Raw genomic sequence first — 21,492 nt, 5'->3', positions numbered from 1 at the left:
GCCGTCGAATTTCATTCAGGGCCGCCAGCTTGTGCTCAACACTGCAACCAGAATCGACATATGCTATATCCACTAATTGATAGAGCTTGGCTTGCTTCCACTTCACTCTGCTTTCACCGCCGTCCGTTCGGCTATCTCATCATCTGTAAGCCCTGAGTAAGCGTAATGGCAGGCGTCCACAGCTTCATAAGGCGGAACAGCCAGCTTATCGAGAGCACTCTTAACTGGACATCCACCGTTTAACTCCGGTGATCCGTCGCACTCTTTACAAGCAAATTGCATCGTTGCAAGCGCCAAGTTGAGAACTATGTCCACTTCTTCTTGCACAATCTCATTCCGCATCTGAGCATCAAGAGCAGCGTTCTTCCGGACAATCTTTTGTGCATCGTTCTTATGCATTAAGCCGAATTTGTAAACTTGGCTTTCTCGGTAAACCGTCGCTGTTGTCTTCAGGTCCTTATCTTTAACCCACTCATGGGCTCCGAATGCTATCCACTCTCTAGCCTGTTCGAATGCATATGTAGACATCTGAGGCATCGTGGGAATCTTGGACATTGCAGCTGGGAACTCTGTTGCCAGGGCTAGTGCGACTATAAATGCATCACGTTCTGCGCTGTTCATGTAGTGTTTGGCTTTGTGCTGGACCAGAGTGAAAGTTTCAGTCTGATCAACTCGAACCGTGTAATGAGCGCCGCAGAGTGAATTACCTGTCTTTGGGTCCGCATATCTGCAGGTAATGCTCATCGTCTTTCGCTTCTCTTCGGCCGGGATTTCAATAACGTTAGGATGAGAGCATTTTGGGCATTTAGAGCGATAGTGAGTGTGGATCATCGTCCATGACCTCGAAGCTTTTCGATATGACTCTCATTACATTTACGGATGAACTCATCGACATACAAACTCACATCTTCACTAACCAATGTCTCCTTGCCAGCTGCCCGAAGCATACTGACAATTCCCTGTCCTGCGGCCAAGTATGCTGCGAGCATCGCTTCTTTGTTAACCGGCTGAACACATAATTCAGAGATGAGATCGTCCAGTGCTTCGAGTGTCTTCCTTCGCGCTTTCTCTTCGTCATGTCCTGTCTCTGAGTTGTTGAGTGTTATGATAATGGATTGCATGGGTTACTCCTTCCTATAGCCACTCCGCAGCGCTAGTGTAATCATTGGTTTCTGTTGCGGCAGGCTCGTTTTGTGTTTCTCCGTCACTTTTACTAACGACTTCGGTACTTTTAATCACATTAGGGGCAGTCGTATCCCGTGGTTCGGTTTTTCCTACTCCTACTACCCAGCCTAGTTGTTCGTAGATAGCGCGGACGCCGGGGTATTTCTTACAATACTCAGCGCGGTCGTAGCCTTTCATGATCGATACCATCTCATCGTAAGCCAGTATGTAACGGGCTTTTTCAGCTGGTTCAAGTAATGGATCCGCGATAAGCACCGAGGCTTTAATAATTCTACTTTGCATTTCATCACGTTCGGCATCATTGGTAACCTGATTTGTTTTCGCCATGTATTAGATCGCCTTATCTTGATGACTTCTATCGATATTAATAAAGCGACTAGTGGATCGGACATAAATCATTTCAACAACACCAGTTCCAACATCTCGACCTTTAGCAATGATGAGCTCAATAATGTTTTTCTTCTCAGCATTCGGGTTATAGTAATCATCCCGATACAGGAAGATAATAACGTCAGCATCAGATTCAATGGAGCCTGATTCTCGAAGGTCCGACATCATCGGCCGTTTGTCCTGGCGTTGCTCACATTGACGTCCAACCGCGGAAATTGCGACTACCGGAATATCATAATTTCTAGCTATTTGCTTCAATCCCTGAGATACAAATTTAATCCCATCATCATTTTTGACGAATTTCTTTCCAGGGTTAATCAGTTGGAGGAAGTCAATATACACGATAAGATTTGGAAATTTCTCTTTCAATTTCTTTATCTTTCTCTCGATGTGATGCAAAGCAAGACCTGGTGTATCATCGATGAAGATATTAAGGCTGTTAAGCTTCCACAAGCCCATATGCCATTTTTTCCAATCACCTTCATCCATCTGACCAGACTTAACTTTTCGACCGTCTAAGGCGCCCAAGGAACACACAGCACGCTCAGCAATCTTTTTACTTGGCATCTCTAAACTGAATATCACGGCAGCTGAACCTTCATGTTTATTCTCTTGCGCGTGATCCTGACCGGATATTGCATCATTGATAAGGAAAGCAGTTTTGCCGATAGATGGGCGAGCTGCCACGATAATTAGGTCTTGCTTTTGATGACCTCCGGTTAATGCATCCAGGTCCTTGCCTGCCGTCTTTACCCCTGTAACACCTTTGCTCTCCCTACGTTTTGCTATTTCTTCCTCATGGTCTTTTAATACCGATCCAAGCTTAACCATTTCACGATCAACTTGAGTCTTGTTAAGTAACCCTTCTAAGGATTGAACAGCATCAGCAATATACTCGGCTGCATTGTCGGCTGCAAATCCTGCTTCTGTCTTTTCCTTTAATACAAGGATAGCTGTTCGTGTGTCTGACAGATTCTTCACAACACTTTGGTAGTAAGAGAAATTCGATATGCTCGGGACAGCATCTTTAAGTTGAACTAGGTAATCGAATCCACCAATTTTTTCGATGCGGTTTCCTGCTTGCTTAGCAATTGATAGTGGATCAATAGGGATATTGTTTTCGTTCAAGTAAATAAGGTACTGCATAATTAGCTTGTTTCTAGGATCGTAATCATCATAGAAATCATTTGCCTCTAAATTACATTCAGAGATCAGTTCGGGCTTCTGAAGAATACTGCCTAGAGCAAATCTTTCTGCATCCAAATCATGTGGCAGCTCAAACGTTGTCGACATCTTTATCAACTCCTTCCGCTAAAAACAAGGTGCGTAGATGCGGCGGGCAATCAATGGCTTTTTTAAAACCTTCCTCTTGTGCTTGGAGGAGCACTTGGGTTTCTTGGCGCAAATGTTCATAATTTACGAATTGATTAACATCTTCACATCGGATGTCGGCAATGGTTGGAGGGAAGCGATTGGTCTTAATATGGTTGGCTAGATTCTGTTGAGCTTTACCAAAATCCATATCCTGCAGCATGCTATGCCAGAGAGCTGCTTCTTCTTTACTCAGTTCCACGTTCCGGTAAGCTGTGGTTACCAGTAAAAGTAACTGCGCTGTCTGAGCCTTGTTCATCGTGCGCCTCCTCCATCATTTCTTTTAAGAGTTGACGGTTACGGTCTGATTTACCTTGGCTTGGAAAAGGTAAGTGTTGTTGATCAGGCATCTCCGCTGGTATTTCTAAAAAGTCTTTGTATGTTTCTTGGTTAACATAGGATGAAGCATCTTTGTAGAAACGCTTAGCTGTCTTGCAGTAATTAACGTAATTCTTTGTTCCAAGGATAAAATCATCAAAGCTGAATTTTTTATCTTTATGCAAACGTTCAAAGTGTCTTAATGCGTCTTTCTTTCCTACTTTCTTTGGGTAGTAGTTCCAGAATTCATTAAAACGACTATTTATTATTTCTTTAATATCTTTCTTTAAATCTTTCTTTATATGGGGGGTGCTGTTGTCCTCTCCAGAGTGGGTACTATTGTCCTCTCTAGAGTGGGTGTCCATGTCCTCTCCAAACAAATCTTGAGGGGGTAATTCTGTCCTCTCCATTTTTTTCACACTCCCATCTATTCGCCACAGATCAACGTATTTATTGAAGCCTATTTTTCTTGGTGCTTTGTTCGTAGGCTGCTGAGTAACTATTAATACACTTGCATCGATTAAACTTTTTAAGTCTCTTCTGAGTTGTCTTGGATCAAGTTCGGTCAATTCTTCAAGGAAAGCTAAACCAAATTCATGATCCTTTCGCTGGTATCCGTATGTGTATCGCCAAACAGCGTGAATGATTCGATACTGTGTAGGAGAAAATTTAGTCTTCATCATGGCATCTAGGATGTTATTGGCGACCCTGGTGTATTTGTCTTTGAGATTTGACAAGGCGGATCACCTTCTCACTGTGCTGCTTGATCCTCGCGGATGATTTGGGTTACTCGATTGAAAACCATTTTATCAAAACAAACTGCCGACTCATTGGAATCATTAAATTCGAGTTTTGACCATTCATCACGCACATCCTTGATTGCTGCTTTGATCTTGTTTTCAACCGTTTCGACTGTGTAGCCATTGACGAGTGCCTCTAAGAATCTGCCGCCATTGTTCTTAATGAACGTCTTGAGGACAACTGTGGGCGGAATATCTTCCAGCTCAATCGGTTGCAACATTCGCGATACGAGACTACAGTAGCTATGGCTATAACGGAAATATTCAATTGCATCTGCTACTTCCAAAGGAATTAATACTGGTTTCTGTCTTTCGACCTCATGCTCGATTTGTTGTAGAAGTAAATTCTTCTCAGCAATAAGTTCATCCAACTTCCTGACCATTTTGCCCATTTCATAACCACCAATCGAAATGTCACAGTGGTTAACGGATATTGTTTTACCTGCATCAGGACCTTTTCCGATCACTGTATAATATCCATCACCAGACGGTTCGACGAAATGACTTGCTCCGAGCTTTCCTGTGTACCAATTATCATGTTTCCAATTTTTAATTATTGCTTTCATTCGCTGACCACCTCCAAGTGATAGTGTTCGCCTTCCTTAAATCCCTTTTCCCGCAGCGCCCTCATGACTTCAGCCCGAGCATGCATTGGAGTGTTGTTGCTGCTGGATAAGTGGGTGAGTATGATTCGTTCTTGCTTGCCCTGTATTAACTCTTTCAGTGCTGCAGCTGTCTGAGTATTGGATAAGTGGCCCCGATCTTCACTCAGTATCCTTGCTTTCAAGATGTCGGAGTAATCACCATTTACCAGTAGATCCTCATCATGATTGGCCTCTACAATGTAGATGTTGCCTTCCATCATATGGAGCATATCCTCGTCAATCTTGCCTGTATCGAACACTACGCAGCATCGATTTCCAACGTCATCCTCTATTGCATATCCGACTGGCTCATGTGCATCATGGTAAGTTGGAAAGGGATAAATGTGTAAATCACCAAGTTCAATTGTTTCGTATTTTCCGTATGTGCTAGACAATGTGTGCTTCAAATCATCATTCACTCCCGATATACCGCGCCATTCGCCTTCAGTCGCGTACACTGGGTAGCTGTATTTATTCGCAAGTGTCAATCCGCGAATATGATCAGAATGGGAATGCGTAATGCATATGGCTTGAATGTCTGTTACTGGGTTGATTCCTTTCTCATTCAACCGTTTTTCTATATCCCTTTTCCACTTGCCAGCATCGATTAGAACGCCTGAATTACCACTTTGGATGTGCACGCAATTCCCGTCTGAGCCTGAGGCAATGATGGTAACCTTCACCCCTTATTCCTCCACACTCAGCGGCGTTTCATCTTCCGCCTGCTTATCAGCGATCTTTTGATCAAGTAGCATGATCACGCCTTGCAGTTCAGCTAACGTTGGTTTTTTCCAATCCTTCATCTTTACGCCATTTTCTTGGAAGAATTTAAATTTATCGTCCCGTTCAATAATTCCAAGTTTGTTGAAACGATCTTTCATATCATTTTGCGCTTGCTCAATTGGATCGACCTTAACTTCAGGTTCAGGCTTCTTTGTAGGATCTGTGTGGTTCGCTTCTGATGTAATATCTCTGCGCCCTTGATATTCTGGTACAGCAGCACCGCCACTCGCTTCAACCGGCGTATCATCCTCAGCAATCTCAATTCCAAACTGACCTTTTGCCGATCGCTTCGTGCAAGTCTTTTTAAAGAAGTCATTGAAATATTTCTTCCAGTTCCCAGCATTGGTGCCTGTAAGGTGATGTTGCACTTCATCCACTTCCATGAATACTGTGTATGGCTTGAATCCTTCTCTATAAGCGATGGAGTAGCAGGCGATAACCTTACCTCGTGGAAACTTGAATTTATGAACACCGATAACCCACTTGCCATCTTGATCAATGTAAGCCTCGAATTCATCATTCTCATGGACCAATTGAGTGTCAATCCCTTGGTAACCTTCCACCCGTTTGGCAAGGAATACGATCCCCTCAACTGATACCTGGATACTCATTTTGCCGTTGTATACGATGCAGTAGATGTGGTTAAGGAATGGATTAAGTCCAGATGCTGCAGCCGTACGAATAAAGAGTCCGAACTGAGCTGGTGTAGCGCCTACTGCGAGAGTCTGCTGCATGACCTCGACTTCCTCGATTGAAAAGTTACCGACTGCTTTAATTTGTGTTGACATTTATTTGTTTCCTCCCGTTTATCGAATAATGTAATCAACCGTTACCTTGAAAAAATCAGCAATCTTGATGAGTGTCTTTATATCCGGCTCCCTGCGGCTTTTCTCGTAATGAGATAAAGCTGCACGCTCAATGCCTATAAGTGGAGCGAGCTGCCTCTGTGTAATGCTCCTAGACCTCCTCAGCTCAGCTATCTTGCTGCCATATGCCATATGATCACCAACAAGCAACCAGCAATGAGCACCACCCAAAGAGCCAACGAGATAATAATTCCATTAATGATGCCCCGCGCTGCGCTGAGTTCATCCTCTTCCAGCTCTGTCGGAACTTCTACCATCTCAAATGGCAAGCCCACCGCCTTAAGCCACTTAGTTTCTATTAGCGCCTGTACGGACGATAACGCGAAGATTAAGCATATATAGAAGGTAATGGTTGGCGACAGCAGATATCCGCCTATTACAGCCGCTGAGACCCATATACCCGCACACCAATAACAGTTCATTATCTTGCCAATAAACTTCCGAACCTTTCCGCCTTGAAGTGTAAATGTTAGGTTCTTACCATCAAATCCACGTGTTACAAAATGCTTACGGATGGGTTCGAAAATTTTGTCAAAGACGATTAGGTGAGTAATGCGGTAGACGGCAAGGGCTAGAATGATGAAGGTTAGGAAGTTAAATGTCATAGTTGATAACCTCCTCCTGCTGCCTTTTCAATTTATCAAGTAGTAATATTAGGTCGTATGAAAATTCATCCTTATCATAATTGCGACCGAGATTACCGTTCTTAAGTCGGTGCTCGAGTGCTTCAATATTTGTTTCTTCCAGACTCCATTGACCCTCTAATCCGTAGCAGGAGCAATGTGAGCCGTTTACTTCAAATAGCTTTCCTTCTTTGATAAGGAGGACAAATGCTGACCCGGAATAGCATTCATATGTGTAAGAAGCTAATAAAATTTGAACACCTTCTAAGACGGAGGAACCAATTTCGAAATCACTGATCATTCCTTCTTGACCACTCTCGGACCAATCATTTAGGTACAATGGCGTCATTCGCTACATCCTCGCTTTCAATCAGCAATTTTTGATCCGGTACCGCTCTCCCTGTGATGAGTTGACCATATACAGCAACCTTGCCCGTGTACTCCCCGATACCATCCACAAAGGTAGGAACAATCAATTCGCTTTGCTTATACAAGACCTCTGAAAGCTCTAAGCCCGCGCTAATCTTCTCTCCAACTGACAATGCCGGATAATCCTTGCCGTTCATCTGGATGACGAATGCAGGCTTGTATTCGCCTGTCGATGCGACATAATCGAACAATCGGACTGACAGAGTGGTGAATAGCTCTTGCACTTTGGACACCTGAAGTTCAGCTTCCTTCGCTTTGAAAGCCTTAATCGCATCAAGTACAAAGATCGCATCGTTCTTCGCTTTGAGGTAATCCACTTCATTCTGCTTCGCCTTCTCAAGATCCTCAGTTGCTTTTGTTCGAACGATATCCGATTGAAGCTGTGAGTTAATTTCGCCGATGCGAGTGATTAGGTCTGCAACCGAATAATCAGGTCCTTCCAACACCGGCAATGCTTCAAGCTGCTTAACGTGTTCCTTCTTTTGTTCAAGGAAATCATTCACTCGCTTAGCAATCCCGTTTACAACAGTCTTTTTGTTACCGAGCGATGTTGCTTTAGCCTCGTCCGTTAAATCTTGGCCGCATGAGCTGCATGTAGTGCTGATCTCGGTATCCTTTGATCTGGCGTGATCCTGCTTGCCGTCAATAATGCGCTGGGACAATGAATCAATTTGTGATTGTAACCGACTCCGCTCTTTATCACGTTGGATAACTTTTGCTTTGTCATCCTCATAAGACTGGATTTTAGCATCGAGCGTATCGCCTTCTTGCTGAAGTGCTTCTTTATCAATGGCTAATGCCGGCCCCAATAAATCAAGCTGAGCCTTGAGTGTTTTAACACTACCCTGTGACTGAATATGTAGTTTGTCGTTCTTGCCCTTGAGGTCCGTATGCTTCTTCTCCAGGTCGGCTATGGTGAGTTTCTTCAATTCCTCTTCAAGTCGCGCAGCCTGCGGGTTAAGCACAATATCCTTTGCTTTCTGATCAGGTGATGTGCGGGACATTGCTTGGAACACTTCTTTATTAGAAGGCGCCGATACATGTTGCATGACTTGTTCTCTCTGCTTTGACCAATGTTGAGTAAAGAAGAAGCCCGGGCTGTAAAGTGAAAGGAACTGTTCTTTATTGAAGATTGATGAGATGAATGCGTCATACTCAGTAGCCTTTTGCGGCACATCGTTAATGTAGAATTTGTTGGAGCCATTCACGATCTCCCGAGCAACGAGAACATCAGTGCCATCTACTGAGAGCAGCAGAGAACCGAATACGCGGTCAAAAGGTCGATCTGTAGGTGATGGATTGAACTTACCTCCTGCTAAGTCGCAGCCCCAGAAGATCCATGCAGGCGATCCACCGATTGAGGATTTACCTTCACCGTTCTGGCCGCTGAGCTTAGTGATGTCGCCGAACTTAACTGTGATTTCGTCGTGTCCTGTGTAGCTGATAAGGTGTAATTGTTTGAATTTAATTGTTTTAGGCATGCGGAGCCTCGCTTTCTTTATTTTTTTACCTACCACTCAGCAAGCGGCCATGCTTTCTTAATGCCGTCCACAATTTCCTGAGCCATATTCATAACAAGGCTTAATCGAGTATTCTGGAGCACGAAGTATTCCATGAATCCACCAACATTGACTATTCCAGTTATGTGAAATTCACCAACCGGTGGTAAATCCTTATTTACTCCTGCACCGGGTTTAAGTGAACCTTTTTTCGCTTTGATACTCCCTACTGAGCTCACTTGCCCGAGGCATGCATCAATCGCTATAACCTTTTTCTTATCACTTATTTCATGCAGTCGTTCGCATAAATTCATTGCGTGTAGCGGTTCATCTAATGTGCCGATTACGTTTGTGTATCCCAATTCTTCCAGATAGGTGCCAACCAGTGGACCAAGCGAATCTCCTGTTGATCTATCTGTTCCAATACAAGCGAAGACTGTATTTTTAAGCATCAAACGATTGGGAATTACTTTTCGGAGTTCTTTGGAGAAGATATCTGAATGAGTCATTCTGGTTCCTCGCTTTCTTCATCATCTGGCGAAATTCTAGTTTCTGGATTTCGCTGACTTTTCGCAAAATCATAAAGTCTTTTTTGCTCCATCCGCTCGATCATCCGCTCGACTTCCTGTTCCTTGTAATCCGCCATCTCGTCCTCGCGAATGACACGGCCTGCACGTTCCCAGGACATCGGACGTTTAAAGCGATCTAGCAAACCGAAACCTATCTCAGCTTCGAATATCTTCCCCGCGATCATATCCGCATCGGCCTCATGCAGCAGGCCACTGTTTAAGATGTTGTGCAGCTGGTTAAGATGGATAGCATCACCGACTGTCATTTGCATCTGAGCGCACCTCCCTGAACTTCTCGGCCATCAAACCGATAAAGTTACCGTTCGTTGGCTTTTCATGAAATAGGTACATGCCGCCTGCATTAAAAGCAACTTCAGTCGCATGACGCATTGCTCTTTCAACCTTAGATGCAGTCGTCCTGAATTGTTCAGCTATCAATTCGTACAGATTAGACATGCTTTCGAGCTTAGACTCATCGCGACTCACTTCTGAAATAGCTTCACGAAGGAATTTATAACCTTTGATATTTACGGGTACACCGATTTGGTTAAGAGTAGCGGAAATGTCTGATCTGAGGTTGTTTGCGGGCTTCAACGATTGCTCTGCTATCCGAGCTGCAATAGTTGGTTCAGGTTTGGAAAAGATTTCGGATAGTAGCACCTTAAGTTCGTCTCTGACGAGTTGGCGTATTTGTTGATCATTCATCTTGCCAATGCCTCCTTAAATCATTTGTAATTCGAGTTCTTCAATTTGCTCACAAATTTCTTGGACCCATCTCATGTCGCCGGCAACTTGTGCTTCTAAGGCTAGGTTCTTGAGCGCATCGTGCTTCCAGACTAGTTCATAGTTCTTCTTTAGTAGCGGCATGATTTGCATAATTGTGACTGAATCCATATGTAGAATACCGTCTTCGTCCGTGTTCATCTGAGTAATAACGGCCAGCTTACGGTGAATGTCATGAATACCGATCATGCGAACAATCCTCCCTTAGCGATCATATAGATGAATGCAGCTCCAACAAGGATTACCGTGTATGCCTGAGCATCGGAAGCTGAAGATGATTCAATTGTGATTTTTGTGTTTCTGTCGATGTCCTTGCCGCCAACTTTGATCCGCATAGATAACACACTCCCATGTATTATTTTCATTACCACCACAACGATTAGTACGAATAGGGAGTATTCGATTGCGGGGAAGGACTTTTATTTCTGATCGTTCATGAATGATTGCAGCAGCATTAATTGACACATAATAAATTCGAGTGTTGTTTGATCTACATCGTTGATTAATTGAGTGAATTGCTCGATGACTGATTCTTTGGTGAGATTTTGTTGGGCTTCTTTTCGCAATAGCTCGGCTATGTATGCTTGATAAGCACTCATTCACATCACCCTTTTCATGAGATATAAAAACACGGCATTCATTTGTATGAGTTTAATTTTCACAAAAACCCCATGACTAAACAAACGTTTTGGAAACAAACGTTCTGATTGCGTGTTTTAAAAACACAAAGTATAATGAAAATGTAATCGAGAATATCATTCCATTGTTTTCAACTTACGAGTAACATTCTCCACTGCAATGGAGAAGAGATCAGGAAAAAGTTCTTCAAGTGGCTTTTTAAAAAGCACTGAATACATGAAAGCACTTAGTAAATTTGGAGTAGAGTCACCATCCTCAGTTTTTCTCACAGAAGAATCAGTTACCCCGAAGAAATGCCCGACCTCTCTTGCAGATCCAAAGTTATGTCTGCATTCCTTAAGTAAGCTTCGTTTCCCGTCTACAGAGATTTTAGTGCTTGGGCCTCGTCTCTTTTTTGTTTGCTTGTTCATATTGTCACCTCCTTGTGAAAACAATACTACCACGGGAAAATAAAACCTGCAATACCCAAAATTGTGTTTTTTAATCACTAGATAAATTTTACATGGAAAGGTGTGAGTAATTTGACTCCGGAAGAAAAGAAAGTTTTGGGAGAAAAGATACGCGTTCTAAGGGAAAGAAGGAGTATGAGTCAAGAAGACTTTGCTCATGTTATTGGCAAAACAAGAGACAATATCTCAAGTTATGAAATCGGAAGAAGTGCTCCCACAGCGGATACTTTAGTCAAGATGGCTGATGTATTTAAGATTTCAACAGATTACCTTTTAGGTAGAACAGAAGATCCAACTCCGCCAAAAATAGATAACGAAATTCCTACAGAGGATGAAATTAAGAAGAGAAAGTTTATGATCGAGATGGAAGAAATTCTGAGGAGAAGCAGCAACCTTGATGATGTCTTGATCCAACATTCATTGAAAATAATGGAGGTTACTTTCGTAGAGGGATTAAACAGAAACAAAAATAAGTAGAGTGGACAAACTTCGACAGTATTTTACAAAAAGGTCGTGTTATAATGTAACCCAATGTTCCTATTTTTTGGAACTTGGGAACTGTTTTTGTCATCATGCAAGATGACAAATTCGCCGGAAGAGGACCTAAATCAGTCTTCTTCATACGCTTGTTTCCCGCTTAGATGTGATTTCTAGGTATCAATTCATACACTCTCATCGGATCGATTCCGTATATCTCGCAAACGGTCAAAAGCAATGGGGTATGCATTTTTGTTTCTCCCCTGATTGTTCTTGATGCTTGTTGACGAGACATGCCTAATTTTTCCGCAAAGTCTTGATTCGTGACACCTAGTTCTTTAAGGATCTCTGGCAGGAAACAGCGCCCCAGCTCATATCGACGCATTGGAGAACTGTCCTTCCACCCAAAATTTGTATTACAAAATTAATGTAACAGCGCTCTTAATTAAAATCAAATCTTATTCTGGAAAAAGGAGGAAAAATAAAAAAACCATTCAACAATGTGCAGTAGTTTGGCCGCTCCAGCACAGAGTCAATGGTTCTCGAAAAATTCTTTATACAGATATTATACTACATAAAATTCTATTTAAAAGTGTAAAGTTTTAACATTTTTACGTTTTAAAATTTGCGTTGAGATGCAATTGAAAATGTATGCTTACGTATTTAGGCTTTTCAATTACACTCTCTAACATTACATAACCTGGAGGATGATTGAATGTACGATGACCAGAAATTGAATGCTTACAGATTGGCGATTCTTCAAAATGTACATGTTGAGCCCGTACCTCTCGGAGATATCTGTGGAATATATAAAGAGAGCGATCCCGGATTTTATCAACTCTTCCTAAATGAAAGTCTTTGCGCTGACGAGAATAAACGTGATCTATGCGACAGAACATTATACATCCTTATGAGACATCACAATAGCGATAAAAGAGGAGTTACGAAGGTTTTAACTCTTGATGATCTGGATTTCTTCAAACGAGTACGCGATGAAATTAAACGATATGAACAGAAAGCTGTTGATGGTTTTCTGAACAGTATTTCGTTTGGTAAAAAATTTAAGCCAGATTTGGAGTAACGAAAAAGGCGGGACCTCAATTACTGAGGAAACCCGCCTTTTAATTTATGTATTTTATTTCATCAATTCTTGTGGTACGTCTTCATTGTAGCAGCCAATCCAACAATTTGTTTTGCTGAATTTCTTACCAAGAAAACCAAGAACAGCTCCAGCTTTTTTAGCGACGAATTCTTTCATCCTTCCCCACCTCCTTTTATAACTTCAATTTGTGGATCAGCATTTGGGAGTACTTAATCGTGGTTATTGCTTGAAGTAAGAATGCCACGGCAAGACTGTGTGAATGAAAAAGGAAGTTTGTAGAAGCGATGACAACAGCTAAAACCTTAAGTATGGGATAATTCTTGGGATCCATTGTTCCACTAACACCATTTGGTGCACAAAACAATAGGACTAATACAGCAATTATATTTATAATGAGTCCTACATTCCAGTAATTAATTGGAAAATAGATTGCTGTTAGAATGAAACCGCAAGTAACCACATTACAAAAAGCATTTGACTTAAAGTGCATACCACCAGAAATGTGCCTGAGCAAAGGAAATGCCCAGACACAAGACAATGCATCTATAAAATGACCGGTTAAAGCAGCGATAATTAAGACGCTGGACATAATTACGAGAAGATTAATTAATACCTTGATTATGTATTTCATAACGGCCACTGAACTGCTCGGGTCATACTTATTGATTGAAGTTGCCAGGTATGTAGCTGCTTTATCTATTGTTATCATTAAATTCCTCCAACTTCATTTTTTCCAATACATCTTTCCTATCTTGTTGATCTTTTTTATTTTGAGAGTAACCATATCCTAAGAAGATAATTAAACCTAATCCTATAAGCCCAAGTATGCATTCGTGTAAAGAGTTAACGTATATTTTTTGACTTGAATAGATAAGGACTATTGTTAATGCAATAACTAAGACCATCCAAACAACATTGAATTTTTCGATTATGTAAAACTTATACTTATGAGCAATCAATCTATATCCAATATTAAATTTAACTAGGAGAAAAGCAATAATAAAATAGATGAGGGTTTGAACTAAATGAAACACTGTGAAATGTGTTAAATTATTAGCCATTAGATCAAAAGTACTAAGTTTAAGTCCAATTACTCCGAAGGAAACTCCGAGATCCATGAATGATCCAGCGGCTGATCCTCCAGTAACAACCAGGCATGAAAATAATAATGGATAACGTCTAAGTGCTGCTAATAATACGATATAAGTCAATGTTTGAATCAGTATAAAATATGGCGAATCAATTACGAATTTAAAGTAAAAGTTAACTCCGCCTACAACTAATGCTAATATTGCAATCTGCTTGTCATTTCCCTTGATTGGTAGTTTAAAAATAGCAAAGTTCAGAGTTATAAAGGCTGCCATGTAAATAATTGATAAGATCAATTTTAGAAATAATTCCATCTAGGTATTCCCCTCGCCTTTTGCTATTTTCTTTTTCTTTTGTTTCAATTTGTAATTCTCAGCTATTAAACGGCGGACAAACGATGATATTGATTGCTCAGATTCTTCAATAATCAACCATTCTTCTGCAGTTAGAGTCAATGCAACTCTTCTTGAAGTACCAATTTGTTTCCTTCCAGCTCCTTCTCTTTTTCCTCCTCTTGTCAATCAATTCACCTGCCTTTCCATTTGATTTATGTTACATTAATCATATTATAAATTTGTTGTTTAGTCAATTGAAATATGTTACATTAATCAAAAGAAAGAAGGTGCTTAATGAACACGATACTTGTCATCTCGATTCTATTTTTTATGCCAATTCTCAACGTAATCATGGTCAAGAAAATAAAATCAGCTACGTACAATGACAGAGCTAAAGAACGTGGTTACCTACTCATATACGCCGTTTACTGGTTACTCACATTACCGATCATACTTATGGGTCAAACAAACTACATAGCGCCTGAGAGCCCGTTTAACACCTTCTGGCACGTTCTCATTTGGATTCTAATCGCTTATCAAATATTTACCGTTGTATTGCCCTTCGTGCTTCTTCCATTCGTTCAAACGCTTCGTGAGAAGGTTGCAGAGAACTATGATTCTAAACTCTATCCTGTCACTGGGAAGCAACAGTTTATGTTCATTGGGGTCACTATTACCGTGGGGATCTGTGAGGAGATTATCTTCAGGGGATTCTTGCAGCAGTATGCCGTAAGTCTGGGGATGTCGGAGTTAGTGGCACTTGTGGTCATCTCAGTAATCTTCGGGGCCGGACACTTCATGCAGGGGTTAAGCGGGGTTATCAGCTCTACAATATTCGGATTGATTATGGGATATCTGTACTTCGTAACGGGCAGCCTGCTTGTGCCGATCATCATTCATATCTTTTACGATGCAAAAGCAATTTACATAACGAGGGTATTGCAAAATAATAAATAAAAAAGGCTCCCTTGGTTCATACATTCCGAGGGAGCCTTCTCGTTATCATTAGTAGATATGATGACTTAATTTTTCACGGGCTGGGATTAAATAATAGTCAAAGAGGGAATCCACGGCTTGAACAAGTTTTTGGGCCTCACTCTCTTTGCCCTCTATTCCAGCTAATGTTTCTGATGCATCAAGAATAAGACTAAAAGCACCAGTTAATACCCGCATTTCTGAGATTGCTTCATACAATTCGTCTTTAATTCCCAAAACCAACCAATCCCCTCTATTGATAATATTTATGTAGTTCAGGTATTCTAATAAAGTTAAGTACAACTTCCCGTCGCTGCTCGACAATCACTAAACAATTGATTCGATAAACAATCACCCCTAATCAGAATTAACCAAAATAAAAAACCACTATTGCATTTGAAAATAGACAGTAAAGAACTTGGATCCCCTTATCTCAGAACATGGGCAAACTACACCAATTTTATATTATCGAATAGGCGAAATTAAACATACCTATCCTATATTATGGGTAGTAAACAGATTTCACAGTGCACACTGAGTCTCACAGCATGCCTGTAACTATTGTAAGTTGCTCATAAACTCGACATGTAAGGGATAAAATTCTTACTTTCTGCTTTCAAATAAAATAGTAGTTTGAATTTTGGAATGATTAGAGTGTGATTGATGCAATAGATTAAAATTTTCTTAAGTACGTTTCAATTCAACATCTTATGTATTAGAAGATTCCCTGAGAACATTACCACTAATTGAGGTATATGTGCATGGTTGACCTCCCATGTTGCTCAATATAAACTTATCCGTCGACTATACTTCCACATAAAATAATAAATGTCTGTCTTAATGTTATAAGAATATTAGGATAATAAATTCAATGTTTTCCTTATTTCCCCGCGCATCATAGATATACTCATAAAAAAATCAGTCATTCTCTAGAATTCATTTAAAAAATATTTTTAAAATAAATTATCAAATCTAAATAAAAAATCTACAACTTATACTATTTATACTATTTTTTAATGTCATTTTGTTATCCTCCTTATGATTAGATTATTTAAAAAAATGAAGTCACATAATGGTGACTTATCAATAATATTAAAGCTTGTTCGCTTTTTTTGTCAATTAAGATTTGATAAAGAATTCTGAATATTTTTGGTAGACAAGCATTAATTTAGGTGATATTATATTCTTGTACCGGAAGCACTGGACAAATAAAAAGCCCTGAGGGAAAGAATCCCTTTAGGGCTTTTTTTATTTCACTTCTACTTCTTCTTTATTGCTTTTATTAACTGATTATGTCTGTTATCTGCATTGTATTGATTTACGACAAGAATTGCATGGATGACACCCGGTAAGTAAAACAAACATGTTAGAAGAATACTGAGGAAAAATTGAAATACCTTTCCACATGACAATACTGCAAGCGGTGGTATAAAACATAATAAATACCTCAAAGTACGATCCCCATCCCTCTTTTTTGAATAATTCAAATATTCTTTATTTGGATTAATTTTCCTTCTTCTAATATATGAGGGGTTCAAATTATTATTAGATCGGTTTCGGCAATTTCGAAAAAAACCTCGACGTACCCCCATGGGATTTATGTTTTTCTATATTTCATGAATCCCACTTATCACATTCAACTCTCTATTTTGAATGCTCAAACCTCCAACGTTTTTCTGTGTGGTTAGAGCATAGATATGTGGTAATATTACTCCGCTTCCCGACTTCCATTGTTGAAACTCTGCGATCTTGAAGGCTTCTTGAAAGAATGAATTGTATATGTCAAATTTACTCTGCCATTGCCTCGCACTTAACGGTGTTCGCTGCACTTCTACGCAGGCCAGTTTTTTCTTTCCTTCTGGTGTCGTAAATGCGAACACCGCATCAGGGTTCCACACAAGCTGCCTTCCTGCAAAATCAAACGTCTGCTTGTATTCATAGAGCCATTGAAACGGCTTCAAGGTAAAGTATATCTCCCCAACGTCTAACGCGTGTTCTACGTGCTCACAGGGCTGCCTAGATCCATTCATCATCATCAAACCTTTGCGTGTTAGCCTCCATATTTTTGATCTCTTGTGCCATTCCCATTCGATTAATTTTTCCTGTAGAAGGTCCTGAAGATGTTGTGAAGCTTTCTTTAGCGGACTGGAGTTGGAGTGGAACAATTTTGCGATTTGGTCCGTTCTCGCTATGGGCACTTGTGAAAGAGCCTTCAGTATAATTTCTTTCTTTGTTGGTGCGCTTAGAGCTGCCATTCTCGATGATCATTCCTTTCTTGAGTGGAGCCAATAACTTCTCCCACTCTCTATCGCCGCCAATGAATGGGACTTGAACTAGAACATCTTCTCCGTGTGAATAGATGCAGCGGCCTTTGTCTTTGGGGTCTATTTTTTCAGCGCCAGGTCGATCGATAATTATCTGAGATGCAAAGTGATCCTTGGTTCGAAATGCAATAGATGCCTCGACGTTATCTTTGAATTGTTTGTTTATTACGCGGGCATCCGGACGTTGTGTTCCGTAAATACAAAACACTTTTGGTTCTCGACCTTTGCGGCCAATAAATCCAATTGCATAGTCACAATCAAAAGCTATTTCTTTTTCTAGTGTTTTAGTGGCATACTGAGATGGAGAAAGGTCGGCGGCCTCATCGATCAGCACAACAATAGGTTTAAAAGTAGCTATGGTTTCCTCGCGATTACCCAGCTCTCTCGATTGTATTAATACCTTTCTCCGCTCCAATTCCTTCACCATTCCGAGCAATATCTTCCTGCATGTTTTAAGATCGTCAGAGACTGATACAAGCCCTTCGAATGGCGCAAATGAATATCCCTTCATGTCGCAAATATAAACATCATATCCCTGCAATAGAAGTTGATACGCAATCCATCTTTGCCAATCCGTCTTACCGGTCCCCGACGCCCCACCTTCAAGAATGTGTACGTTTAACGGATGATACACTGGCTGCAGTAATCGATCGTAACCAATAAGCAATTGATCGTTTTTGAGATGTTCCTTTTTAAATCGCAGCGGCGACGGCCAATCTTTTTCTATAATTCTACAAACAATAAGTCCTTTGTAATCGAGTAGTTCAACGTCTACTCCGCACGTCGCTATAAGAGCAGGAAGGCACTCTACGGCCTTTTCATAGGACGAACTTAGCGGTACATGGAATCCGATTTCCCATCCGCATATAACCTTTCTATGCTTGTGATAAGTCCAGCCCTTGCGACCTTCTTTAATATCTTTCTGTAGTGGTTTGTTTAGAACCTGGAGGATTCGTCTTGTGTAGTTCATATGCTTATGAGGATAAGTGCTGCTGCGATAGTTAGAAGTAGTACGAGCGTGGTTTTAGGATGTTCTTTAAACCAATTACTGTCCGGAGTAGATCCGGGTTGGTCTTTCCAAAATGGATCCATATAAGACAACCTCCACTGGATGAAAGTCCAAGCAACATTCATTGCTTGTTTATGAAGCATAATAATGAAACTCAGGGGTGATTGGTACAAGGAAGTAATTCTTTGCTTGTTCGGCTTATTTACCAGGACATTCACCCCCATCTTTTATTTCGTATCCTTTCGTCTCGTTTTCACTCATCTCACTTCTTCTCGCTTTCGCGATTAAAAAACGTCTGCCATTTCTTCGAATTCGGCAATTTCCCAAAGACAACACCTTCATGTTGCTGTCCCATGAACAGGACCATCAACAATGTAATCATGCCGTTTTCCCCACCAATCTTTTATAAGCTTTTGAACCTTTTCGAACCGTTGTAAATCGTTGTTTTTCATTTAGAATTTTGTATCCTATCCAAGAACCGATGATGTAGTAACGGTAAGCTGGGCATACGATATAGACAGTAATTGCGGCCAATGCAAAAGCTGGCTTTCCAATTTTCATGACATTCAACTCCTACACAAAGTTGTCTAAATGGTCAATCATAGACATTCCCTTTTCTTTAAACACTCGAATCATTTCTCGTATGGCGTTTTTGTCGTCAATATCAATGACTTTATTCAATATTTTTTGATACAAACCGTGCAGCAAACTATTGTCATAATGATTGTCAGGCTTACCTAGATACCTGTAGATTTTGTCTAAGTCCTCGACGCTCGAGCTGCTGTCGATTAAATCTTTAACGTAAGAAGGCGAGAGATCTACATCCGTTTTTAGTTCAGCAATCTTTTCGGCATGCGTCCAACGGAAAGAGTTCCCTGCAATTTGAATATCCTTGGCGACAATCCGGCCACCTTTATTCCCTAATTCTTTTGCGAGAAATTTGAGTAGCCCTCCTAATGGGCCGAGCATTACAGCAACAACTCCTTGACAATACTGATGATGTCGCCAGCAGTTTGTTGATTCATGACATCGGTCATATCTACCTTTGAAGCTTTGACCATCATTTTAAATATCCATCCCATAGTAGATCACTCTCCCTTTAATCTCCAGTACAACCGATACATCCATGTTTGCGGTATTTTTTCGTATATCTCTGGGTTATCATCCTTATCTGCGTAGAGATTTCTAGCTAGGTCTTCCCAAGTTTTAGACCTATCAAGGATATCTCCAAACCTGTTTAATGCTCTCGAATTCCTCTCTGACTCCTTTAAGCAGTAATAACCTCCGCGCGCCCATTCAACGATGTAAGCTGCAATGACTAATTCAAACACCATACTGACCAACTCCTATTTTGTTCGTGTGAAACTCATGTTATCTCCGATGTGATACACATAATGCGGAATATCTATCCACCAATCTATAGAAGCGATAAAAATCTCCAATGAGATACCGCCGATTGCAATTACCCATGCGAGTGTGTCTTTGTTCATGTTAGCCTCCTACTACTGCTTTGCAGCAATCATTTACCCACCACCAGGTTGTGTTATCCCAGAAAGTATGCAAATAATCGTGGCCTGCTTTCATGGTTCCGTGATAAACATCTTTACTAAATCCACCTAGTGATTTAATGACTTTCAAAGTGTCGGGTTCTGCTATGGCCTTGCCAATTAACTTTGCTGTGCATGCATCAGGGCTAGTGTTAGCCCCGCAAGCATCAATAGCCTTCTGACAGTTCGATTGATCAGTTAGCTGCGAACACACTCTTGGGACCAATTGAATGTTCATAACATTATGTGGAACATCGGGGCAAGTTCTTGAATCTTATCCCACGCGTATTTGATTCCAATGATTGCAGCTGCCACATCCAAAATAATTGTAAAAAAGATCCCGAAGTTTTTACCACCTAAACTTACAATGACATTGTTGCCGATATGACCAATTACCGCTAAACCAACAATGGATATCACTTGACCAGGAACAATCATTTTTTCACTTCCCCGTAATAAATTTGGAGCGCATTGCGGATAATCTTTGATGCATCTTTTTCTTTGAGCAACATCTCCAGCAACCAACCTTTCAAACGAAACGTGATTCGTTTCTCCATCACTTACCCAGCTCTTGCAGATGCGTTTTAATGACATCTCTTACTTCTTCTGTAGAAATCCTCTGAGCTTCTGATAAATCACTTTTCAGCAGCTGCTCTACTTCACGTTGCAGATGTTCCAATCCCAACTTAGTTGCACGTTTCAAAAACTGACTTTCCTGTTTTGCCATGTTGTTTTCCCTCCCCTGATTACCAGCGATTCCTTGAATCTTTGCGGCTTTGCACGATTGCGTTAGCCATGTTCAGAAAACTTTTAACCTCTTGTTCTTCCCTTTCTTCTCGTTCCTTTTTACTTTCGCATCTCCGCTTCTTATCAGCTTCCCGTAACGATTTGTCATACTCTGCTTTAGACTTCATATTTTCAACCACCTCTCTTGTTGTCTGACAATATAGGTATATGGCCTATGCTTGGGCATGTTGTAAGGAATTTTGAAAACAGCTTGTATCTTTTTCATAGATTTTGTCCACTCTGGTGATATAAAGGGAGAGTGGATAATATGTTTGGATTAGGTAAACCAAGAACTAAAGCAGGGCGGTATTTGGATCGAAATAAACTAACTCAGGAGAAGGTGAGGACTGCCGCGGATATTGACCGTATGACAATGGCTGAAATATGCGGGAACGAGGACTACAACCCTCACATCAAGACGAGAATTAAATTCGTAGGGGCACTTCGCAAATTGGGGCATGACGTATCAATAGAGGACTTCTGGTAAACAAAAAAACGCC

Annotated in this window: 41 protein-coding genes; 4 read left to right on the top strand and 37 right to left on the bottom strand. The window is 40.8% G+C overall.

Features of this window, described 5'->3' with window-relative positions; all coding sequences use genetic code 11:
* Positions 1-102: 102 nt before the first annotated feature.
* The 20 genes from AC58P7_RS01365 to AC58P7_RS01270 all read right to left on the bottom strand — a co-directional run bounded on the left by AC58P7_RS01365 (position 103) and on the right by AC58P7_RS01270 (position 11,309).
* Positions 103-528 carry a hypothetical protein gene (locus AC58P7_RS01365; protein WP_497339589.1) on the bottom strand — a complete coding sequence of 142 codons (426 nt, stop codon included), beginning with the start codon at positions 526-528 and terminating at the stop codon, positions 103-105.
* A gap of 299 nt (positions 529-827) precedes the next feature.
* Positions 828-1,121, bottom strand: a complete 294-nt coding sequence (locus tag AC58P7_RS01360; protein WP_497339588.1) for a hypothetical protein — start codon at positions 1,119-1,121, stop codon at positions 828-830.
* 13 nt (positions 1,122-1,134) lie between these two features.
* Positions 1,135-1,512 (bottom strand): hypothetical protein, encoded by a 378-nt coding sequence (locus AC58P7_RS01355; RefSeq protein WP_497339587.1) that lies wholly within the window; start codon positions 1,510-1,512, stop codon positions 1,135-1,137.
* Positions 1,513-1,515: 3 nt separating this feature from the next.
* Positions 1,516-2,868, bottom strand: coding sequence for a replicative DNA helicase (locus AC58P7_RS01350; protein WP_497339586.1), 1,353 nt, complete (start codon positions 2,866-2,868; stop codon positions 1,516-1,518).
* Positions 2,852-3,148 (bottom strand): replicative helicase loader/inhibitor, encoded by a 297-nt coding sequence (locus AC58P7_RS01345; RefSeq protein ID WP_497339585.1) that lies wholly within the window; start codon positions 3,146-3,148, stop codon positions 2,852-2,854. The genes AC58P7_RS01350 and AC58P7_RS01345 overlap by 17 nt, the downstream gene beginning before the upstream one ends.
* The gene (locus AC58P7_RS01340; RefSeq protein ID WP_497339584.1) at positions 3,135-4,001 is read right to left on the bottom strand and encodes a replication protein; all 867 of its coding nucleotides are present in this window, start codon (positions 3,999-4,001) and stop codon (positions 3,135-3,137) included. Before AC58P7_RS01340 ends, AC58P7_RS01345 begins: the two co-directional genes overlap by 14 nt.
* 14 nt (positions 4,002-4,015) lie before the next feature.
* Positions 4,016-4,630, bottom strand: a complete 615-nt coding sequence (locus AC58P7_RS01335) for a hypothetical protein (RefSeq protein ID WP_497339583.1) — start codon at positions 4,628-4,630, stop codon at positions 4,016-4,018.
* On the bottom strand, positions 4,627-5,391 hold the full coding sequence (locus AC58P7_RS01330; protein WP_497339582.1) for an MBL fold metallo-hydrolase: 765 nt from the start codon (positions 5,389-5,391) through the stop codon (positions 4,627-4,629). The genes AC58P7_RS01335 and AC58P7_RS01330 overlap by 4 nt, the downstream gene beginning before the upstream one ends.
* Positions 5,392-5,394: 3 nt before the next feature.
* Positions 5,395-6,279 (bottom strand): RecT family recombinase, encoded by an 885-nt coding sequence (locus AC58P7_RS01325; protein WP_497339580.1) that lies wholly within the window; start codon positions 6,277-6,279, stop codon positions 5,395-5,397.
* A gap of 18 nt (positions 6,280-6,297) precedes the next feature.
* Positions 6,298-6,489, bottom strand: a complete 192-nt coding sequence (locus AC58P7_RS01320) for a helix-turn-helix domain-containing protein (RefSeq protein WP_497339579.1) — start codon at positions 6,487-6,489, stop codon at positions 6,298-6,300.
* Positions 6,468-6,962, bottom strand: a complete 495-nt coding sequence (locus AC58P7_RS01315; protein WP_497339578.1) for a DUF1360 domain-containing protein — start codon at positions 6,960-6,962, stop codon at positions 6,468-6,470. Before AC58P7_RS01315 ends, AC58P7_RS01320 begins: the two co-directional genes overlap by 22 nt.
* Positions 6,952-7,329, bottom strand: coding sequence for a hypothetical protein (locus tag AC58P7_RS01310; protein WP_497339577.1), 378 nt, complete (start codon positions 7,327-7,329; stop codon positions 6,952-6,954). Before AC58P7_RS01310 ends, AC58P7_RS01315 begins: the two co-directional genes overlap by 11 nt.
* On the bottom strand, positions 7,307-8,890 hold the full coding sequence (locus AC58P7_RS01305; RefSeq protein WP_497339576.1) for an ATPase: 1,584 nt from the start codon (positions 8,888-8,890) through the stop codon (positions 7,307-7,309). The genes AC58P7_RS01310 and AC58P7_RS01305 overlap by 23 nt, the downstream gene beginning before the upstream one ends.
* A gap of 29 nt (positions 8,891-8,919) precedes the next feature.
* Positions 8,920-9,417: a spore protease YyaC gene (yyaC, locus tag AC58P7_RS01300; protein WP_497339575.1), complete on the bottom strand. Its 498-nt coding sequence runs from the start codon at positions 9,415-9,417 to the stop codon at positions 8,920-8,922.
* Positions 9,414-9,749, bottom strand: coding sequence for a hypothetical protein (locus tag AC58P7_RS01295; RefSeq protein WP_497339574.1), 336 nt, complete (start codon positions 9,747-9,749; stop codon positions 9,414-9,416). The genes yyaC and AC58P7_RS01295 overlap by 4 nt, the downstream gene beginning before the upstream one ends.
* Positions 9,730-10,182 carry a sporulation initiation factor Spo0A C-terminal domain-containing protein gene (locus AC58P7_RS01290; protein ID WP_497339573.1) on the bottom strand — a complete coding sequence of 151 codons (453 nt, stop codon included), beginning with the start codon at positions 10,180-10,182 and terminating at the stop codon, positions 9,730-9,732. Before AC58P7_RS01290 ends, AC58P7_RS01295 begins: the two co-directional genes overlap by 20 nt.
* Before the next feature lie 15 nt (positions 10,183-10,197).
* Positions 10,198-10,449 (bottom strand): DUF7667 family protein, encoded by a 252-nt coding sequence (locus AC58P7_RS01285; RefSeq protein WP_497339572.1) that lies wholly within the window; start codon positions 10,447-10,449, stop codon positions 10,198-10,200.
* Positions 10,446-10,595, bottom strand: a complete 150-nt coding sequence (locus AC58P7_RS01280) for a hypothetical protein (RefSeq protein WP_497339571.1) — start codon at positions 10,593-10,595, stop codon at positions 10,446-10,448. The genes AC58P7_RS01285 and AC58P7_RS01280 overlap by 4 nt, the downstream gene beginning before the upstream one ends.
* A gap of 84 nt (positions 10,596-10,679) precedes the next feature.
* On the bottom strand, positions 10,680-10,859 hold the full coding sequence (locus AC58P7_RS01275; RefSeq protein WP_497339570.1) for a hypothetical protein: 180 nt from the start codon (positions 10,857-10,859) through the stop codon (positions 10,680-10,682).
* Positions 10,860-11,015: 156 nt separating this feature from the next.
* Positions 11,016-11,309, bottom strand: coding sequence for a hypothetical protein (locus tag AC58P7_RS01270; protein ID WP_497339569.1), 294 nt, complete (start codon positions 11,307-11,309; stop codon positions 11,016-11,018).
* 111 nt (positions 11,310-11,420) lie between these two features.
* Between AC58P7_RS01270 and AC58P7_RS01265 the strand changes: the two genes are divergently transcribed.
* On the top strand, positions 11,421-11,825 hold the full coding sequence (locus AC58P7_RS01265) for a helix-turn-helix domain-containing protein (RefSeq protein ID WP_497339568.1): 405 nt from the start codon (positions 11,421-11,423) through the stop codon (positions 11,823-11,825).
* Positions 11,826-11,985: 160 nt separating this feature from the next.
* Here AC58P7_RS01265 and AC58P7_RS01260 read toward each other — a convergent pair whose 3' ends face one another.
* Positions 11,986-12,210, bottom strand: a complete 225-nt coding sequence (locus AC58P7_RS01260) for a helix-turn-helix domain-containing protein (RefSeq protein ID WP_497339566.1) — start codon at positions 12,208-12,210, stop codon at positions 11,986-11,988.
* 330 nt (positions 12,211-12,540) lie between these two features.
* Between AC58P7_RS01260 and AC58P7_RS01255 the strand changes: the two genes are divergently transcribed.
* Positions 12,541-12,906 (top strand): hypothetical protein, encoded by a 366-nt coding sequence (locus AC58P7_RS01255; RefSeq protein ID WP_497339564.1) that lies wholly within the window; start codon positions 12,541-12,543, stop codon positions 12,904-12,906.
* Between the two features lie 54 nt (positions 12,907-12,960).
* On the opposite strand, the gene AC58P7_RS01250 is transcribed toward AC58P7_RS01255, so the two are convergent.
* The 4 genes from AC58P7_RS01250 to AC58P7_RS01235 are packed head-to-tail and all read right to left on the bottom strand — an operon-like array spanning position 12,961 to position 14,537.
* Positions 12,961-13,083, bottom strand: coding sequence for an AgrD family cyclic lactone autoinducer peptide (locus AC58P7_RS01250; RefSeq protein ID WP_497339563.1), 123 nt, complete (start codon positions 13,081-13,083; stop codon positions 12,961-12,963).
* 16 nt (positions 13,084-13,099) lie between these two features.
* The gene (locus tag AC58P7_RS01245; RefSeq protein ID WP_497339562.1) at positions 13,100-13,636 is read right to left on the bottom strand and encodes an accessory gene regulator B family protein; all 537 of its coding nucleotides are present in this window, start codon (positions 13,634-13,636) and stop codon (positions 13,100-13,102) included.
* Entirely contained in the window at positions 13,620-14,291 is a 672-nt protein-coding gene (locus AC58P7_RS01240) for a hypothetical protein (RefSeq protein ID WP_497339561.1), read from the bottom strand. The genes AC58P7_RS01245 and AC58P7_RS01240 overlap by 17 nt, the downstream gene beginning before the upstream one ends.
* 39 nt (positions 14,292-14,330) lie before the next feature.
* Positions 14,331-14,537, bottom strand: coding sequence for a CopG family transcriptional regulator (locus AC58P7_RS01235; RefSeq protein ID WP_497339560.1), 207 nt, complete (start codon positions 14,535-14,537; stop codon positions 14,331-14,333).
* 108 nt (positions 14,538-14,645) lie between these two features.
* On the opposite strand from AC58P7_RS01235, the gene AC58P7_RS01230 reads away from it, so the two are divergent.
* Positions 14,646-15,308, top strand: a complete 663-nt coding sequence (locus AC58P7_RS01230) for a CPBP family intramembrane glutamic endopeptidase (RefSeq protein ID WP_497339559.1) — start codon at positions 14,646-14,648, stop codon at positions 15,306-15,308.
* Between the two features lie 48 nt (positions 15,309-15,356).
* Here AC58P7_RS01230 and AC58P7_RS01225 read toward each other — a convergent pair whose 3' ends face one another.
* The 12 genes from AC58P7_RS01225 to AC58P7_RS01170 form a co-directional block, all read right to left on the bottom strand.
* Entirely contained in the window at positions 15,357-15,629 is a 273-nt protein-coding gene (locus AC58P7_RS01225) for a hypothetical protein (protein WP_497339558.1), read from the bottom strand.
* Between the two features lie 956 nt (positions 15,630-16,585).
* On the bottom strand, positions 16,586-16,918 hold the full coding sequence (locus tag AC58P7_RS01220; protein WP_497339557.1) for a YqaE/Pmp3 family membrane protein: 333 nt from the start codon (positions 16,916-16,918) through the stop codon (positions 16,586-16,588).
* Positions 16,919-16,933: 15 nt separating this feature from the next.
* Entirely contained in the window at positions 16,934-17,287 is a 354-nt protein-coding gene (locus AC58P7_RS01215) for a hypothetical protein (protein WP_497339556.1), read from the bottom strand.
* A 55-nt stretch (positions 17,288-17,342) separates the two neighbouring features.
* Positions 17,343-18,620: a hypothetical protein gene (locus tag AC58P7_RS01210; RefSeq protein WP_497339555.1), complete on the bottom strand. Its 1,278-nt coding sequence runs from the start codon at positions 18,618-18,620 to the stop codon at positions 17,343-17,345.
* A gap of 417 nt (positions 18,621-19,037) precedes the next feature.
* Positions 19,038-19,220 (bottom strand): hypothetical protein, encoded by a 183-nt coding sequence (locus AC58P7_RS01205; RefSeq protein ID WP_497339554.1) that lies wholly within the window; start codon positions 19,218-19,220, stop codon positions 19,038-19,040.
* A gap of 12 nt (positions 19,221-19,232) precedes the next feature.
* Positions 19,233-19,628, bottom strand: coding sequence for a hypothetical protein (locus AC58P7_RS01200; RefSeq protein WP_497339553.1), 396 nt, complete (start codon positions 19,626-19,628; stop codon positions 19,233-19,235).
* 119 nt (positions 19,629-19,747) lie between these two features.
* A complete protein-coding gene (locus AC58P7_RS01195) occupies positions 19,748-19,993 on the bottom strand; it encodes a hypothetical protein (RefSeq protein WP_497339552.1) in 246 nt (81 codons plus the stop codon).
* Positions 19,994-20,005: 12 nt separating this feature from the next.
* The gene (locus tag AC58P7_RS01190) at positions 20,006-20,149 is read right to left on the bottom strand and encodes a hypothetical protein (protein WP_497339551.1); all 144 of its coding nucleotides are present in this window, start codon (positions 20,147-20,149) and stop codon (positions 20,006-20,008) included.
* A gap of 1 nt (position 20,150) precedes the next feature.
* Positions 20,151-20,444 carry a hypothetical protein gene (locus AC58P7_RS01185; RefSeq protein WP_497339550.1) on the bottom strand — a complete coding sequence of 98 codons (294 nt, stop codon included), beginning with the start codon at positions 20,442-20,444 and terminating at the stop codon, positions 20,151-20,153.
* Positions 20,441-20,800, bottom strand: coding sequence for a hypothetical protein (locus AC58P7_RS01180; RefSeq protein WP_497339549.1), 360 nt, complete (start codon positions 20,798-20,800; stop codon positions 20,441-20,443). The genes AC58P7_RS01185 and AC58P7_RS01180 overlap by 4 nt, the downstream gene beginning before the upstream one ends.
* Positions 20,763-20,933 carry a hypothetical protein gene (locus AC58P7_RS01175; RefSeq protein WP_497339548.1) on the bottom strand — a complete coding sequence of 57 codons (171 nt, stop codon included), beginning with the start codon at positions 20,931-20,933 and terminating at the stop codon, positions 20,763-20,765. Before AC58P7_RS01175 ends, AC58P7_RS01180 begins: the two co-directional genes overlap by 38 nt.
* Positions 20,934-20,952: 19 nt before the next feature.
* The gene (locus AC58P7_RS01170) at positions 20,953-21,120 is read right to left on the bottom strand and encodes a hypothetical protein (protein WP_497339546.1); all 168 of its coding nucleotides are present in this window, start codon (positions 21,118-21,120) and stop codon (positions 20,953-20,955) included.
* 140 nt (positions 21,121-21,260) lie between these two features.
* On the opposite strand from AC58P7_RS01170, the gene AC58P7_RS01165 reads away from it, so the two are divergent.
* Positions 21,261-21,479, top strand: coding sequence for a transcriptional regulator (locus AC58P7_RS01165; RefSeq protein ID WP_497339545.1), 219 nt, complete (start codon positions 21,261-21,263; stop codon positions 21,477-21,479).
* Positions 21,480-21,492: the final 13 nt, after the last annotated feature.

This window comes from Paenibacillus sp. J22FR5, assembly GCF_059691975.1.
Note: the sequence above shows the minus strand (reverse complement) of the source record. Positions and strands in the feature narration are given on the sequence as shown.